Origin of the sequence: Bradyrhizobium lupini (assembly GCF_040939785.1) — a bacterium.
GTDB lineage: Bacteria > Pseudomonadota > Alphaproteobacteria > Rhizobiales > Xanthobacteraceae > Bradyrhizobium > Bradyrhizobium canariense_D.
The window spans coordinates 3,008,589-3,022,563 of record NZ_CP162553.1 but is presented as its reverse complement, the minus strand read 5'-3'; the positions used below and the strand labels follow the sequence as shown (position 1 = coordinate 3,022,563).

Genomic DNA, 13,975 nt, shown 5'->3' with positions numbered 1-13,975 from the left:
GCTAAGTCAGGCGGGGATAGGTCGCATGCGGATTATCGATCATGATCTTGCGCACGAGATCGGGGGTGAGACCTGCGGGCAGCGCCTCCTGGCCGTCGAACTGCCAGTGCGGATAGTCGGTGGAGAATACGACCAATTCGTCGGACTGCATATGATCAAACAGGCGAATTAATGTCGCCTCATCCGGCGGTGCATCGAATGGCTGCAACGAGAAGCGGATGTTGCTGCGCACAATGTCCAGCGGCGCGCGATCAACCCACGGCGTCTCCATCCGCACCCCACGCCAGAACTTGTGCAGGCGCCATAGAAATGGGGAGATCCAGGACACCCCGGATTCAAGCATCACCATCTTCAGCCGCGGATATTTGACGAACACGCCCTCGACGATCAGGCTGGTGAGCTGGGTCTGGAACGCCTGGGCCTGACCGGCATAATCCTCGATGTGGTAGGAACCCCAGCCCACGGCGGTCGGCGGATTGTGATAGGCGGAACCGGCATGAATGCCGATCGGTAATTCCAGCCGTTCCGCCGCCTCGTAGATCGGCCAGAGCGCGCGCTTGCCGAGCGGCGTATCGCCCATCACGAGCATCAGCACCTGCACGAAGCGGCGGTCCGTCGCACAGCGCTCGATCTCGGCGACGGCCTTCTCGACGCTTTGGGTGGGGATCACGATCGAGCCGCGCAGCCGCGGATCGCGATCGAGCCATTCCTTCACGAGCCAGTCGTTCAGCGCGCGGCCGAAGGCGGCCTGCAGATCCTCTGAAAACACCATCTGCACGCCGTAGAGCGGATTGCAGATGGCGTGCGAGAGCTGGAAGGGATCGAGCACATGGCGCTGCATGTCCGCCAGGCTTTCACCCGGCTTGCCGCTTTCGGGGCGCCAGTCGGGCCGCGCCGTGATCGGCGAGTTCTGCGGGTAGGATTGCGAGATGAGATCGACCATGCCGCGCGTCGTCACCTGATCGCGCCAATAGTCGTTCAGGTACGGCAGCAGGCTGGTCAGATGCGGCACGGCCGGATGCACATCGCAATCCACCCCGCCGGCGATCAGGGACGCCATGACGTGTCCTTCACGTTTCCTCGTCGCGTCTTTCCCGCGGGCAGAGCTTGGCCGCTCCGCCCTTTGGCCGCCATTCAAGCAGGCCTGCCCGTTGGCTGCAACTCGGCCAACGGCGCTGTCATATGCTAGAAAGGCCGAGCTCGGTTGCGAAGCAATAAGGGGTCAAGGAATGAAAGAGCTCGTCGGCATTGCGGAACAGGTCGCAGCGAAGCTGATCGCGCGCAAACAGACCATTGCTGTTGCGGAATCCTCGACCGGCGGCCTGATCTCGGCCAGCCTTCTCGCGGTGCCCGGCGCGTCCGCTTATTTCCTCGGCGGGGCCGTGGTCTACACTCGCGATGCCAGGCGCGTGCTGATGGATATTTCGGACGAAGGAATGAAGGGCTTTCGTTCCTCCTCGGAGCCCTACGCGCAATTGCTGGCCGGGCAGATGCGCAGCCGTTTCAACTGCGATTGGGGCCTGTCGGAGACCGGGGCGTCCGGTCCCACCGGCAATCGCTACGGCGATGCGGCGGGCCACAGCTGCATGGCGGTCGCCGGGCCCGCAGTCGAGGTGATGACGCTTGAGACGGGCAGCAACGACCGCTTGGCCAATATGCAGACCTTTGCAGCGACAGCGCTGAAATTGCTGCTGAAGAATCTGGAGCGGTGAGCTCGCGGCCTCCCGAATATCTGGCTGTGCCGGAGAATGTGTGGTGTGACGCGCTCTTTACCGCGACACGTGCGCCGACACCGCGAGCCACGTCCCGTTCGTCTTCGCCCAGCAATCGGTATAGCGCCCGGTGGCCTGCTGGCCGTCCGCATTGGTGTAGCTCGTTGCCGCGTGGATGATGGCGAAATCACCCATGATACGGATGATGACGTCGTGCTCTCTGAGGTTTCGGATCGCAATCGGCCGCGCCGTCTGCTTCAGGAAGGCCTCGCGATCAACCAGCGTCTTGTCGGGATTGGAGCAGTAGAACTCCGGCGCCAAAATCTCGTCGAAGCGCTTGACGTCGCAATTCTGCACTGAGGCCACATAGTCGCGGTTGAGTGCGGTGAGCTGTTCGAGGTCGTTGCTCATGGGGTTTCTCTCAGTCATTGAACAAGGGCGGCGGCACGAACCCGCCGAACTCGCGTTCGATCAGCTCGGCGAGCTTCAACGGCGTGCGGTCCTCGAGGAAGGGCCCGATGATTTGCACGCCGACCGGCAGGCCACCCTTCGACAGACCGAGCGGAATAGCCGTTGCCGGCAGGCCCGTCAGCGTGGCGATGCCGGGCCACGCAAGCTGGTCCGGATAGGCGTGGTCCTTGCCATCGATGTTGATTCGGCGCTTTTCCTGCTCCGGCGAATGATCATGCGGATAGGCCGGCGTGGGCATGATCGGACAGATCACCGCATCGAATGTCTTGAACAATTGCCGCCATTGCGCGCGCAGGCCGGCGCGGGCGCCCTCGTCGAACACCCAGGCCTGATGCGTGCTGGTGATACCACGCAGCCGTTCGGCAGCGAGGCTCTTGTCGTCGGGTGAGAGCTGCGCTGCACCGGCACGCGCGCCCGCGAGATTGTCCGGCGGAAGGAAGGCGCCGAGGAAGCTCATCAGCATGCGCATGTAGAGGCGAGAAGCCTCCGTGAAGTCCGGAAACAGCGGACTTTCGCGCGCGACGCGCGCGCCCGTGCCCGTCAATTGCCCCGCCAGTTTTTCGATCGCGCCGCGAATATCTGCATTCGCAGGCAGCAGCGGATGGCTGTCGATCACCAGCACCCGGAAATCCTTCAGCGCGCGGTGTCGCGCCTCCGGCAGCGCGAGCTTGTATCCGATGCCCAGGTCCAACGGATCGGGGCCTGCCATCACGTCCAGGAGCAAGGGCAGGTCGACTGCGCTCCGCGCCATCGGACCGATCACCGCCATATCGCGCTCCATCGGGATGGCTGGAAAGGGCGGCGGCGTGTGGCCACGCGTTGGACAGAGATTGTAGGTCGGCTTATGCGCATAGACCCCGCAATGGAAGGCGGGCACGCGCAACGAGCCGCCGATGTCGGACCCAAGCGAGAGTGGTCCGTAGCCTGCCGCGAGCGCCGCAGACGAGCCGCCCGACGAGCCACCCGGCGTGCGGCCGAGATCGAACGGATTGTTCGTCGTGCCGTAGATCTCGTTGTAGCTCTGCCAATCCGCCAAGCCCACGGGGACGTTGGTCTTGCCGAGGATGACGCCACCGGCCTCCTTGACCCGGGCGATCGACAGAGCGTCCTCCGCCGGCTTGAAATCTTTCTGCGGCGTCCAGCCCCAGGTCGTGGGCAGGCCGGCGATGTTGTAGGATTCTTTCACAGTGATGGGGAGACCGAGCAACGGCTTTCGCTCGCCGCGCGCCAATGCGGCGTCTGCCTCGCGTGCGGCGTCCAGCGCACGGTCGAAATCCCGGACGCAGATCGCGTTGACCTTGCTGTCGTGCCGTTCGATGCGGTCGATCGCATCCTGCGTGAGCTCGACCGCGGAAACCTTCTTGGCCGTCAGTGCCGCCGACAGCTCGACCGCGCTCTTGAAGCTCCATTCGGATTTGGCCATCGCGCATCTCCTGTTCTTAGCGTGGAACAATGATGCGCAGTTTGGCCCAGCACCGCAACCGCCGTTTGATCGCGATTGACATCTGAGCAAGACGGAACGCGGTGAGCCAAGCAACCACTCGCAGTCATCGCCCGGCTTGACCGGGCGATCCAGTATTCCACCGGCGCCGATTGGACACGGACAGGTCGCGGCGTGCTGGATGCCCGGTCAAGCCGGGGCATGAAGGCGTCCTACGCCGCTCCGATCAATATCCCCACCGCCAGCACGATCGCGCCGCCGAGCACGATCTGGAACACGGCCTGGAGGAACGGCGTGTCCATGTAGCGCGCGCGGATGAAGGCGATCGCCCACAATTCGAAGAACACGACAATTCCGGCGATTCCCGTCGCGATCCAGAATGCGTTGGCCCAGCTATCGGGCACGAGATAGGGCAGGGTGTGCCCAAGCCCGCCGAGCGTCGTCATCAAGCCGCAGGTGAGACCGCGCAGCCAGGGCGAACCACGCCCGGTCAGCGAGCCGTCGTCGGACAGCGCTTCCGCAAAGCCCATGCTGATGCCGGCACCGATCGAGGCGGCGAGGCCGACCAGAAATGTTTGCCAATTCTGATGCGTGGCGAAGGCAGCCGCAAACAGCGGCGCCAGCGTCGAGACGGAGCCGTCCATCAGGCCGGCGAGACCTGGCTGCACATATTGCAGCACGAACATGCGCCGGTTGGTGCGGTCTTCCTCGGCGCGCACGTCTGAACTCAGGATCCGATCCGTCAGCTTCGCCGCCACCTCTTCGTGGCCCTTCTCGGCCTCGGCCAGATCGCCGAGCAGGCGGCGCACGCCGACATCCTGCGCCTGTTCAGCGGCCTTCACGTAAAAGCGCTCGGCCTGCAATTCCATTGTCTCGACCTCCTTGCGGATGGTGTCGAGCGACAGGTTTTTGGTGAGCCAGACCGGACGGCGGCGCAGGAAGCCTTTGACGTCCTCGCGGCGGATCGGGGGCAAATGCGGACCGAAGCGCTGCTCGTACATTTCCAGCAGCATGTGGCGATGGCCGCGCTCTTCCTCGGCCATCTGCTCGAAGATCTTGGCGGAGTCCGGATAGCGCTCCTTCAAGTCTTCGGCGAAGTTCATGTAGATGCGGCTGTCCTCCTCCTCGGAGGAGATTGCGACCGCAAGCACCTCGCGCTCGGTCAGATCGGCAAAATTCTTCACGGCGGCCCTGTCTGATTAGTTTAGAATAATTCTAAACTATATAGGGCGCTTGGGTTCCCGGGTCAAACCACGCCGCGGCTCTTCGCCAGGAAATCGAGCAGCAGGCGGCTCACCTCGGCCGGCTGCTCCTGCTGCACCCAGTGACCGGCGCCATCGACGAGGTGGCAGCCCAGCAGCTTCGTGCAGGCCCGCGCCTGCATGGCCTCGAATACGCCGGGACGCTGATAGGTGCCCCAATCCTGCTTGCCCGAGATGAAGCAGGAGGGGATGTCGATGTTGCGGCCGGCCAGCAATTGGAGCTGGCTGTTGAATGCGCCCGATGTGCCGCAGCGGTACCATTGCAGGCCGCCCTGGAATCCAGTGCGGCCATATTCGGCGCCGTAGTAGCCGAGCTCGCGGTCGGGCAGCCATTGATTGGCGGCGATTGCGGCCTGCGAGGGCATCTCCTTCGCGACCGTCTCGGCCATGGTCTCGTTCAGGTCCATCACATAATAGGTCGGCAGCTTCGCAAGCTCGTTCGCCGACCAGGATTTCAGCGGATATGGCTTGTTGTCGGTCCAGTCCGCGCTCTTGTGATGATAGTAGGCGCGCAGGAAATCATGCACGCCCTGTGGCGCGCGGTGCATGTCGGCATTGGCCGGGCGTGTCGCATAGTACCATTGATAATGCTTGCGTGGACGCGGCAAGGCGGCGAGCTCGCGATGCACGGGGTCTTCGGCCGCTGGCTTTACCGGCGTGTCGACCGTGTTGAACGGCAGCGGCGGCGCTCCGCCGAATGGCGCGCTCATCATCGTCACCGAACGAAATACGTCGGGCCGCATCAGCGCGCACCAGGCCGCGACTGGGCTGCCGAAATCATGTCCGACCACGTCGACTTGCCTGTAGCCGAACGCCGACACCAGCCCGAGCGCATCCCGCACCAGGTTGAAGAGCGAAAAGGGCGCGAGATCGCCGTCATACTCCGCGCTCCATCCCGTCGTCCGGCCATAGCCGCGCTGGTCCGGCGCGATCACGTGATAGCCAGCCGAGCTCAGCGCCGGCATCACCTTTCGCCAGGAGAAGGCAAGCTCGGGAAAGCCGTGCAGCAGCAGGGTGCAGGGCCGCCCCTTGGTCTCGAAGCCGGCCTCCAGCACATGCATGCGCAGGCCGTTGATATCGTCGACATAGCGTGAGCGGATGCCGGCGGGGAGCGGGATGTCGGGGAGCATTGTCATTTGCTTTCTCCACACGGGTGGAATCGTAAGGTGGGCAAAGGCGCGCTTCGCGCGCCGTGCCCACCATCATTCTACAACGCGTTTGGCATGGTGGGCACGCTTCGCTTTGCCCACCCTACGATTGCGCCATTCGACTACACCGCCGCGCATACGAAGCCACTGCCCTTGCGCCGGATATTCCCAACGGACGGCGAGGGGAAATGCGCGGTGCAGCACAACGTGTCGGTATCGCAACAGCGTTCCAGGAAGCTGCGGCGCGTCGTTGCCGCCTTGGCCTGATCGAGGTCGAACTTGACCGACAGCTCCGGATAGAGCGTCTGCAACGGCGAGTGCATGAGGTCGCCGGAGAACACGGCGTCATCCCTGCCGTGGCCCATCGTGATGGCGATATGGCCCGGCGTGTGGCCCGGCGTCGGCAGAATACGAACGTGGTCGCCGATCTGGTGATCGTTGCCGACAAGCTCGTGGCGTTTGGCCTCGACCACCGGCAGCACGCTGTCGGCGAAGGGCGGCACCTCCGCCTTCGCGTTCTGCTCGGTCCAATGATCGAACTCCTGCTTGGCGAAGACGTAGCGCGCTTTCGGGAAGGTCGGCACCCAGCGGCCGTTCTCCAGACGCGTGTTCCAGCCGACGTGATCGACATGCAGATGCGTGCACATCACGAAGTCGATGTCGTGAGGCGAGAATCCGGCAGCGTTGAGTCCGCGCAGATAGGTGTCGTCGGTCTTCATGTTCCATTTCGGGCGCTGCGGCCGCGGCTTGTCGTTGCCGATGCAGCTGTCGACCAGAATGGTGTGGTGCGGCGTCTTGATCACATAGGACTGGAAGCACAGCATCAATGTGTCGCTGTCATCCAGGGCTTTCGCCTCCCTCATCCACGCGCGGTTCTCGGCCAGCAGCTCCGGTGTCAGCCCCGGCAACATCTCCAGCGCCGGGACGAACGAGGTTTCCTGCTCGATGATGCGATGGATGGTGAGATCGCCGACCGCGTATTTCAGGCTCATGCTCGCTTCCTTGCACTCAGCGTGCGTCACGCACGGACGGAATGACGATGTTGGAGAGGACGTCGATCGCGGCCAGCCCTTCCTTCGGCTGGCCGTATTGGGCAGCGGTGGTCATCATGACGAGGTCAAGCTCAGGCACGATGAAAATGCGTTGTCCGCCCCAGCCGAAGGCGCCAACCCATTTGATTTCCATCCCGCCGGCCAGCGAGCGGCCCATCCACCATTGATAGCCGTAGAACAGCGTGCCGCCGAAATAGCCGATCGCCTGGAAGCGCGGCGCGATCGATTGTGCAATCCAATAGGCCGAGACGATTTGTTGGCCGTTCCACTGGCCGCGATCGAGCACGAGCTGGCCGAGCTTGGCGGCATCTCGCGGACGCAAGCGCAGGCCGGCGGCCGCCGCGATCTTGCCGTTCTTCGGGTAGGCCTTCCACTCGAAATCGGTGATCCCGAGCGGCTGGAACAGCACCTCGCGCGCAAACGTCTCTAGCGGCTTGCCCGAGACGCGTTCGAGGATGTTGCCGAGCAGTTCAGTCCCGCCGCCATTATAGGTCCAGAGTACATCCGGCGGTGCGGCGATCGGTCTTGCGAGCACATAGCTGATCGGATCGGCTTCAAAGGTGAGATGCGGCTCGTCGTTGTTCGGATCGGTCCATGCTCGCGCCTCGTCCCATTTCATTCCCGAGGACATCGTCAGCAGATGGCGCAGCGTGATGGCCTCCCAGCCCGCTTGCTTCACCGCCTGATGATCGGGGAAGAACTTGAGCACAGGCTCGTCGACGCCTTCGATCAGCTTGCGATCGATCGCGATGCCGACGAGCAGCGAAACGATGCTCTTCGATGCCGAACGGATGTCGTGCTTCGTCGTCGCGGTGAATTCGCGCTGGCCTTCCGGTTGTCCCCAGGGTTGGTCGTAGCCGGCGAAGTATTGCTCGAAGACGAGCTTGCCGTGGCGCGCGACGACAACCGAATGGACCGAAGTCGCGCGTTGCCCGAGTCGGGCGGCGATGCCGCAAAGTTGCGCGCCGTCCATGCCGACGCTGTCGGGCGACGCAGTCATCCAGCCGTCGTCGGTTGACGATGGCGGTTCGCAGGCGAGGTTTCGCTGTCCAGGCACCATGCCGTCGGCTTGCACGGAAGTGGTTGAGACGGTCAACGCGAGCATGAGGCTCGCGCCGAGAATGCCGAGGCGGGGGAAGCGATCGAGCATCATCCTTCTCCCCGCCGTCGCGATACTACGCCGCTGGCGGCACTGAGATCTTCACGGAGGGCCGCTCCAGCATTTTCTGGTGGAACGCGTCGAGCTTCGGATAGGCCTTGCGCCAGCCGCAATCGGCGAAGCGGAAGTCGGCATAGCCGAGCACGCAGACGAGGCCGATCTGCGAGATGTCGAACGGACCGTTGAGGACATCGGGCATGTTCTCGAAGCGCGCCATGCCGGTCCAGGCCCGGTTCCAATGGTCGTCCGACCACGCCTGCCATTGCAGGCCCTGCGGCCGCACCATCTTCTCGTAGCGGCACAGCAGCATGGAATCGAGCATGCCGTTGATCAGGGAATGATTGGTCTTGGCCTTCCAGCGCCGCGGACCGTAATCGGGGATCAGGCTGCCGCCGGCCATCTCATTGAGATATTCGACGATGACATACGAGTCCAGGATGACGTCGCCGTCATTGGTGATCAGCACCGGCAGCTTTTTCAGCGGCGTGATGCGTGAATAGTCCTCGTTGGCCGTGCCGGGCGCGACGCTCGCCGGCGTGAGTTCGATCTTGTCGATCAGCCCGAGCTCGATCGCGGCGATGCGCACCTTGCGGGCAAAGGGCGAGGCGGGGGAGAAGGTGAGCTTCATGGGACAATTCCCTGCGATCGGTCTTGAGCAAATGGTGTCTCGTCCGTCATGGCCGGGCTTGACCCGGCCATCCACGCGCGTCCGCGTGGATAGACTGTGAGACGTGGATGCCCGGGACAAGCCCGGGCATGACGACGAGTGTGCGCTGGCCGCGGCTTACGCCGCGACGATCTCCTGGCGCTGCTCGCCGAGGCCCTCGATGCCGAGCGTGATGACGTCGCCGACATTGAGGAAGGTCGGCGGCTTCATGCCGAGGCCGACGCCGGGCGGGGTGCCTGTCGTGATGATGTCGCCCGGCAGCAGCGTCATGAACTGCGAGACATAGGAGATGCACTTGGCCATCGAGAAGATCATGGTCTTGGTCGAGCCGGTCTGACGGCGCTGGCCGTTCACGTCGAGCCACATCGGCAGGTTCTGCACGTCCTTGATCTCGTCCTTGGTGGCGAGCCAGGGACCGAGCGGGCCGAACGTGTCGTGCGACTTGCCCTTGGTCCACTGACCCAGGCGCTCGATCTGGAAGGCGCGCTCGGAGACGTCGTTGCAGACGCAGTAGCCGGCGACGTGGTTGAGCGCGTCGGCTTCCGAAACGTATTTTGCGCGCGTGCCGATGATCGCGGCGATCTCGACCTCCCAGTCGAGCTTGGTCGAGCCGCGCGGCTTCTCGATGGCGTCGTTCGGGCCGGACAGCGAGGTGTTGGCCTTCATGAAAATGATCGGCTCGCTCGGGATTTCCGCGCCGGTCTCCTTGGCGTGGTCGCTGTAGTTGAGGCCGATCGCCACGAATTTCGACATGCCGATAACGGGGGCGCCGAACCGCGGCTTGCCGGAGACGGCGGGCAGCGAGGCCGGATCGAGCGCCGCCAGCTTCTTCAGGCTCTCGGGCGAATAGGCCTCGCCGGTCAGGTCCTTCACATGCGCCGACAGGTCCCGCAACTGGCCGGATTTGTCGATCAGGCCGGGCTTTTCCGCACCCTTCTCGCCATAACGAACAAGCTTCATTCTCGTTTCTCCCTGGAATGGACCGATCGGTTAAACAGCTTCATGGAACAGGGCGGCGGGAAATTCAACCGCTCAAAGAGGGCGCATTGCAGCCCTCTCGATTCGGGAGGTTCGTCCGGGGCACGAGACTAGGCCAGCGCCTCGAACCTGAATGCGTCCCCATCCCGCTTGATGTGCCCGGCCGAAAAGTGCCCGCCGATCACCAGCGTCGGGGTGTCGGCAAACCGGCCGAACAATTCGCGCCGCGTCGCGGCAGATTGGCTCTGATCGGAATCCGCGTTCGAGGACCAGCCGAGATGCGCCATCTGGCAGGGATGATGGGCGACGTCGCCCGTCAGCAGTCCCTGCTCGCCGTCCGACCGGATCAGAACGCTCATATGCCCGGGGCTGTGGCCGGGGGTTGGGATCATGCTGATCTCCTCGCTGAGCCGGTGGTCGCTCGCGACCAACTCCGCCCGGCCGGCATCGACGATCGGCTTCACGGAATCGACAAACACGGCCTGCTTGTCCGGCTCGGTGGAGTGGTCGCGCCAGTGCTGGTATTCGGTCTTGCCGAAGACGTAGCGCGCGTTGGGGAAGCTCGGCACCCATTTGCCGTCGACCCATTTCGTGTTCCAGCCGACATGATCGACATGAAGATGCGTGCACAGCACGGTATCGATGCTGTCGGGCGGAAAGCCCGCCGCAATCATCGTCTCCAGGAATGGTGTGGTGCGATTGTTCCAGGTCGGGACGTTGCGGCCCTGCTTGTCGTTGCCAAGTCCGGTATCGACCACGATGCGGCGCGAAGGAGTTTCGAGCACCAGCGAATGGATCGACATTTTCAGCCGGCCTTCTTCCGTGGCGAAATGCGGGATCAGCCAGGGCAGCTTCCGGATTTCATCGTTGGTTGCTGCCGGGAGGATGAAGCGGGTTGAACCCACCGTCTCCATCTCGACGAGTTTGGTGATCTTGACCCTGCCGACTTTCCACTGCATCCGGCGCATCCCCATGTTCTTGTTTGATGTTCTTGCTTTGCGGGGGAACATGCGCAGTTTCGCCCTCAGGCGCAATGGATCATCTGACGCCGTGCGGCGTTATCGCGGGAACCCAGGGAAAGACAAAGGGCCAGCCATGCCAGAGCTTGCGATTTCCGCGGAGAAGGTCGCCTTCATCATCGAAAAGGCGCGTGAATTCGACGTCAAGCAGGCGGATTCCGATCCGGATTCCGGCTCGAATGCGACTGATGACGATGCGGTCGACGTCCTCGAGGATGACGGCTCCGATCCGGTCGTCAACGAACTCGGAAGTTTCATCGTGGCCATGAACGAGGACGAGCAGATCGATCTCGTCGCGCTGACCTGGCTCGGCCGCGGCGACGGCACGATCGACGATTGGGACGATTTGCGCGCACGCGCCGTGGAGGCACGCGCGGAGTATCGCAGTCCCCGGCGCGAGACGGCGCATTATCTGCTCGGTGAGCCGATGCTGGGCGATCTGCTCGCCGACGGGCTCGATGAATTCGGCGTCGACTGGACCGACGGAGACCTGGTGGCCGATTCATCCGCTCCAAGCCAGCGGGACGAAGACGAGATCACCAAGCAGCGGTGATTCCGGCCGATATCAGCGCGCGCAGTCGACCACCACGGTGCCGAGCTTGTCGCCTTTCTCGACGGCGACATGGGCCTGCGCCGTCTCCGACAGCGCAAACTGCGCCGCGACATTGTGGATTCGCGGCCCCGCTGCCAGCCATTTCGAGATGTCGGCCTGCGCCGCCGCAAGCAGCGCCGGCGGCAGCGCGAACAAGACGAGCGAGCGGAGCGTAATGCACTTCTCCATCAGCTCGCGCATCGGCACGGTCGGCGTGCGGTTGCCGTTCGTGGCGTAGACCGCGATTGTCGAATTCATGGCCATCAATTTCAGGGTCGTCGCGATGTTGCCGCCGAAATCGACATCGACCAATTGGTCGACCCCGCGTCCGCCGGTGAAGGCCATGGCCTTGGCAACGACATCTTCGTCCCTGTAATTGACCACGAGATCGGCACCGGCTTGTCGCGCATGCTCGCCTTTTATCGCCGAGCTGACGGTCGCGATCACCTGCGCGCCGCCCCATTTCGCGAGTTGCACGGCGTAATGCCCGACTGCACCCGCGCCGCCGGTGACCAGCACCGACTTGCCGACGATCGGCCCGTCCGCAAACAGGGAGCACCACGCCGTCATTGCGGGAATGCCCAGCGTCGCGCCTTGCGCAAAAGAGAGATTGTCCGGCAACGGCGTCACCAGATGCTCGGCAAGCGCGATATATTCGGCCGCGGTGCCAAAGGCGCGGCCGTTGCGCTGGCCGTTGAACAGCCAGACCCTGTCGCCGATCTTGAACCGCGTCGCGCCATCGCCGATCTGGTCGATAAAGCCCGCGCCATCGCTGTTCGGAATGACGCGCGAAAATTCCTTGGCGCGATAGCCGCCCCCGCGCCGGCCGACATCGGCCGGATTGACGCCGGAGGCTTCCAGGCGAATACGAACTTCGCCTGGACCTGCGACCGGCGTGGCCATCTCACCATAGGTGAGGACGTCCGCCGCCGGTCCTGTCTCCTCGTACCAGACCGCCCTCACAGCGTTCCCGGGAAGGCACCGCCATCGAGCAGAAGGTTCTGCCCGGTGATGAAGCCGGCCTTGGCGCCGCACAGGAATGCGCAGGCGTAGCCGAACTCCTCGGGATCGCCGAAGCGGCCCGCGGGATTGAGCTTGGCGCGCTCGGCCAGAACCTGGTCCGGCGTGATGCCGCGCTTCTCGGATTCCCCCTTCGCGGTGCTGCGCAGGCGATCGGTCTCAAACGGGCCCGGCAGCAGGCCGTTGATGGTGACGTTGTTGATCACGGTCTTGCGCGAGAGGCCGGCGATGAAGCCGGTGAGGCCGGCGCGCGCGCCGTTGGAGAGACCGAGGATGTCGATCGGCGCCTTCACCGCCGCCGAGGTGATGTTGACGATGCGGCCGAACTTGCGGGCCATCATGCCGTCCACCGTCGACTTGATCAGCTCGATCGGGGTCAGCATGTTGGCATCGATTGCCTTGATCCAGTCGTCGCGGGTCCAGTTGCGGAAATCGCCGGGCGGAGGTCCGCCGGCATTGTTGATCAGGATATCCGGCTCGGGGCAGGCCTTCAGCACCGCCTCGCGGCCCGCCGGCGTCGTGATGTCGCCGACGATCTCGGTGACGGTCACACCAGGATAGGCCTTGCGGATGTCGTCGGCCGTCTTCTTCAGGGCCTCGGCGCCGCGCGCGGTCAGCGTGACGTGAACGCCGGCCTCGGCCAGCGAGATGGCGCAGGCGCGTCCGAGGCCTTTGCTGGATGCGCAGACGATGGCGCGGCGGCCTTTGATCCCAAGATCCACTGTTTCACTCCCGTAATGTCAGGCAGGTTTTTAGAGCCGCTATTCTAGCCAACCTTGGCGCCGCTGATAAGGGATTGGCTCGCATCAAAATGCATGCACGCTTGCGCGGCGATGCAAATGCGCCTCATCAGATGCGCCGCTCCTGCTTGAGACGGTCGATCGCGGAGGCCGCCTCCGGCGGCAGCGACTTGAAGCCCATCTGGCCGACCGTCGAGAACAGCGGCCGCAGATGCGAACCGGCGAGGAACGGCGGCTGCCGGTTGGCCGGCACGATCTGGTCGAACACCAGCACCAAGGTGGTGGCGACGAGGCCGACCCTGATGGCGCCGAGCGCGGCGCCGCCGAGGCGGTCGCCGATGCCGGCGTCGCGTATCGTGTCGCTCAGCGCCAGCCGGCCGAGATGTCCAAACAGCATGCCGACCACCACGAAGATGCCGAAGAACCAGATCCAGTTCTGCAGCAGCGGCGCATTCGGATTGCCCGCGACCTGCGGGACGATCAGCGGCATCAGCGCAACCGCGATGGGGGCGGCGAGGAGATAGGCCAGGATCGTCATGGCGCTGCCGAGCAGGCCGGTCCTGAAACCGAAGCCGATCGCGATGGCGAGCGCCGCATAGACGGCGAGATCGAAACTGTTCATGCGCGGGAGCCTGCCATGGAACGAGTGAACGCAGAACCGATCATTCCGGTTTCAGATCGTTAAAATCGTCTGTATTGATGGCCAAAACCGAT

At 63.8% G+C, this 13,975-nt stretch carries 15 protein-coding genes; 2 read left to right on the top strand and 13 right to left on the bottom strand.

Going from position 1 to position 13,975, the window contains the following annotated elements:
• Position 1: 1 nt before the first annotated feature.
• Positions 2 to 1,060 (bottom strand): amidohydrolase family protein, encoded by a 1,059-nt coding sequence (locus tag AB3L03_RS14380; RefSeq protein ID WP_204513236.1) that lies wholly within the window; start codon positions 1,058 to 1,060, stop codon positions 2 to 4.
• Positions 1,061 to 1,229: 169 nt separating this feature from the next.
• Between AB3L03_RS14380 and AB3L03_RS14375 the strand changes: the two genes are divergently transcribed.
• The gene (locus tag AB3L03_RS14375; protein ID WP_018457574.1) at positions 1,230 to 1,712 is read left to right on the top strand and encodes a CinA family protein; all 483 of its coding nucleotides are present in this window, start codon (positions 1,230 to 1,232) and stop codon (positions 1,710 to 1,712) included.
• Between the two features lie 57 nt (positions 1,713 to 1,769).
• Here AB3L03_RS14375 and AB3L03_RS14370 read toward each other — a convergent pair whose 3' ends face one another.
• The 9 genes from AB3L03_RS14370 to AB3L03_RS14330 form a co-directional block, all read right to left on the bottom strand.
• Positions 1,770 to 2,123, bottom strand: a complete 354-nt coding sequence (locus AB3L03_RS14370) for a nuclear transport factor 2 family protein (RefSeq protein ID WP_018457573.1) — start codon at positions 2,121 to 2,123, stop codon at positions 1,770 to 1,772.
• Between the two features lie 10 nt (positions 2,124 to 2,133).
• Positions 2,134 to 3,606, bottom strand: coding sequence for an amidase (locus tag AB3L03_RS14365; RefSeq protein ID WP_368508826.1), 1,473 nt, complete (start codon positions 3,604 to 3,606; stop codon positions 2,134 to 2,136).
• Positions 3,607 to 3,836: 230 nt separating this feature from the next.
• Positions 3,837 to 4,808, bottom strand: coding sequence for an iron exporter MbfA (gene mbfA / locus AB3L03_RS14360; protein ID WP_368508825.1), 972 nt, complete (start codon positions 4,806 to 4,808; stop codon positions 3,837 to 3,839).
• A 62-nt stretch (positions 4,809 to 4,870) separates the two neighbouring features.
• Positions 4,871 to 6,022 (bottom strand): alpha/beta fold hydrolase, encoded by a 1,152-nt coding sequence (locus AB3L03_RS14355; RefSeq protein WP_204513239.1) that lies wholly within the window; start codon positions 6,020 to 6,022, stop codon positions 4,871 to 4,873.
• A gap of 134 nt (positions 6,023 to 6,156) precedes the next feature.
• Positions 6,157 to 7,026 carry an MBL fold metallo-hydrolase gene (locus AB3L03_RS14350; protein WP_368508824.1) on the bottom strand — a complete coding sequence of 290 codons (870 nt, stop codon included), beginning with the start codon at positions 7,024 to 7,026 and terminating at the stop codon, positions 6,157 to 6,159.
• A gap of 16 nt (positions 7,027 to 7,042) precedes the next feature.
• Positions 7,043 to 8,236: a serine hydrolase domain-containing protein gene (locus AB3L03_RS14345; RefSeq protein WP_368508823.1), complete on the bottom strand. Its 1,194-nt coding sequence runs from the start codon at positions 8,234 to 8,236 to the stop codon at positions 7,043 to 7,045.
• 25 nt (positions 8,237 to 8,261) lie between these two features.
• Positions 8,262 to 8,873, bottom strand: a complete 612-nt coding sequence (locus tag AB3L03_RS14340; protein ID WP_018457568.1) for a glutathione S-transferase family protein — start codon at positions 8,871 to 8,873, stop codon at positions 8,262 to 8,264.
• Between the two features lie 156 nt (positions 8,874 to 9,029).
• Complete coding sequence (locus AB3L03_RS14335; protein ID WP_085361660.1) at positions 9,030 to 9,872, bottom strand: fumarylacetoacetate hydrolase family protein; 843 nt, start codon at positions 9,870 to 9,872, stop codon at positions 9,030 to 9,032.
• Between the two features lie 128 nt (positions 9,873 to 10,000).
• Entirely contained in the window at positions 10,001 to 10,849 is an 849-nt protein-coding gene (locus tag AB3L03_RS14330; protein ID WP_026233400.1) for an MBL fold metallo-hydrolase, read from the bottom strand.
• A gap of 136 nt (positions 10,850 to 10,985) precedes the next feature.
• Between AB3L03_RS14330 and AB3L03_RS14325 the strand changes: the two genes are divergently transcribed.
• A complete protein-coding gene (locus AB3L03_RS14325) occupies positions 10,986 to 11,462 on the top strand; it encodes a DUF3775 domain-containing protein (protein WP_018457565.1) in 477 nt (158 codons plus the stop codon).
• A 12-nt stretch (positions 11,463 to 11,474) separates the two neighbouring features.
• Here the strand turns inward: AB3L03_RS14325 and AB3L03_RS14320 are convergent, their stop codons facing one another.
• From AB3L03_RS14320 to AB3L03_RS14310, 3 genes are all read right to left on the bottom strand, one after another.
• Positions 11,475 to 12,464, bottom strand: a complete 990-nt coding sequence (locus tag AB3L03_RS14320) for an NADPH:quinone reductase (protein WP_085361658.1) — start codon at positions 12,462 to 12,464, stop codon at positions 11,475 to 11,477.
• Positions 12,461 to 13,243 carry an SDR family oxidoreductase gene (locus AB3L03_RS14315; RefSeq protein ID WP_085361657.1) on the bottom strand — a complete coding sequence of 261 codons (783 nt, stop codon included), beginning with the start codon at positions 13,241 to 13,243 and terminating at the stop codon, positions 12,461 to 12,463. Before AB3L03_RS14315 ends, AB3L03_RS14320 begins: the two co-directional genes overlap by 4 nt.
• 127 nt (positions 13,244 to 13,370) lie before the next feature.
• A complete protein-coding gene (locus AB3L03_RS14310) occupies positions 13,371 to 13,883 on the bottom strand; it encodes a CvpA family protein (protein WP_018457563.1) in 513 nt (170 codons plus the stop codon).
• Positions 13,884 to 13,975 lie beyond the last annotated feature (92 nt).

What these genes read in the sequence shown, in the direction of transcription:
- AB3L03_RS14380 (WP_204513236.1), bottom strand. Translation starts at nt 1,060, where the DNA reads ATGGCGTCCCTGATCGCCGGCGGGGTGGATTGCGATGTGCATCCGGCC.
- AB3L03_RS14375 (WP_018457574.1), top strand. Translation starts at nt 1,230, where the DNA reads ATGAAAGAGCTCGTCGGCATTGCGGAACAGGTCGCAGCGAAGCTGATC.
- AB3L03_RS14370 (WP_018457573.1), bottom strand. Translation starts at nt 2,123, where the DNA reads ATGAGCAACGACCTCGAACAGCTCACCGCACTCAACCGCGACTATGTG.
- AB3L03_RS14365 (WP_368508826.1), bottom strand. Translation starts at nt 3,606, where the DNA reads ATGGCCAAATCCGAATGGAGCTTCAAGAGCGCGGTCGAGCTGTCGGCG.
- AB3L03_RS14355 (WP_204513239.1), bottom strand. Translation starts at nt 6,022, where the DNA reads ATGACAATGCTCCCCGACATCCCGCTCCCCGCCGGCATCCGCTCACGC.
- AB3L03_RS14350 (WP_368508824.1), bottom strand. Translation starts at nt 7,026, where the DNA reads ATGAGCCTGAAATACGCGGTCGGCGATCTCACCATCCATCGCATCATC.
- AB3L03_RS14345 (WP_368508823.1), bottom strand. Translation starts at nt 8,236, where the DNA reads ATGCTCGATCGCTTCCCCCGCCTCGGCATTCTCGGCGCGAGCCTCATG.
- AB3L03_RS14340 (WP_018457568.1), bottom strand. Translation starts at nt 8,873, where the DNA reads ATGAAGCTCACCTTCTCCCCCGCCTCGCCCTTTGCCCGCAAGGTGCGC.
- AB3L03_RS14335 (WP_085361660.1), bottom strand. Translation starts at nt 9,872, where the DNA reads ATGAAGCTTGTTCGTTATGGCGAGAAGGGTGCGGAAAAGCCCGGCCTG.
- AB3L03_RS14330 (WP_026233400.1), bottom strand. Translation starts at nt 10,849, where the DNA reads ATGCAGTGGAAAGTCGGCAGGGTCAAGATCACCAAACTCGTCGAGATG.
- AB3L03_RS14325 (WP_018457565.1), top strand. Translation starts at nt 10,986, where the DNA reads ATGCCAGAGCTTGCGATTTCCGCGGAGAAGGTCGCCTTCATCATCGAA.
- AB3L03_RS14310 (WP_018457563.1), bottom strand. Translation starts at nt 13,883, where the DNA reads ATGAACAGTTTCGATCTCGCCGTCTATGCGGCGCTCGCCATCGCGATC.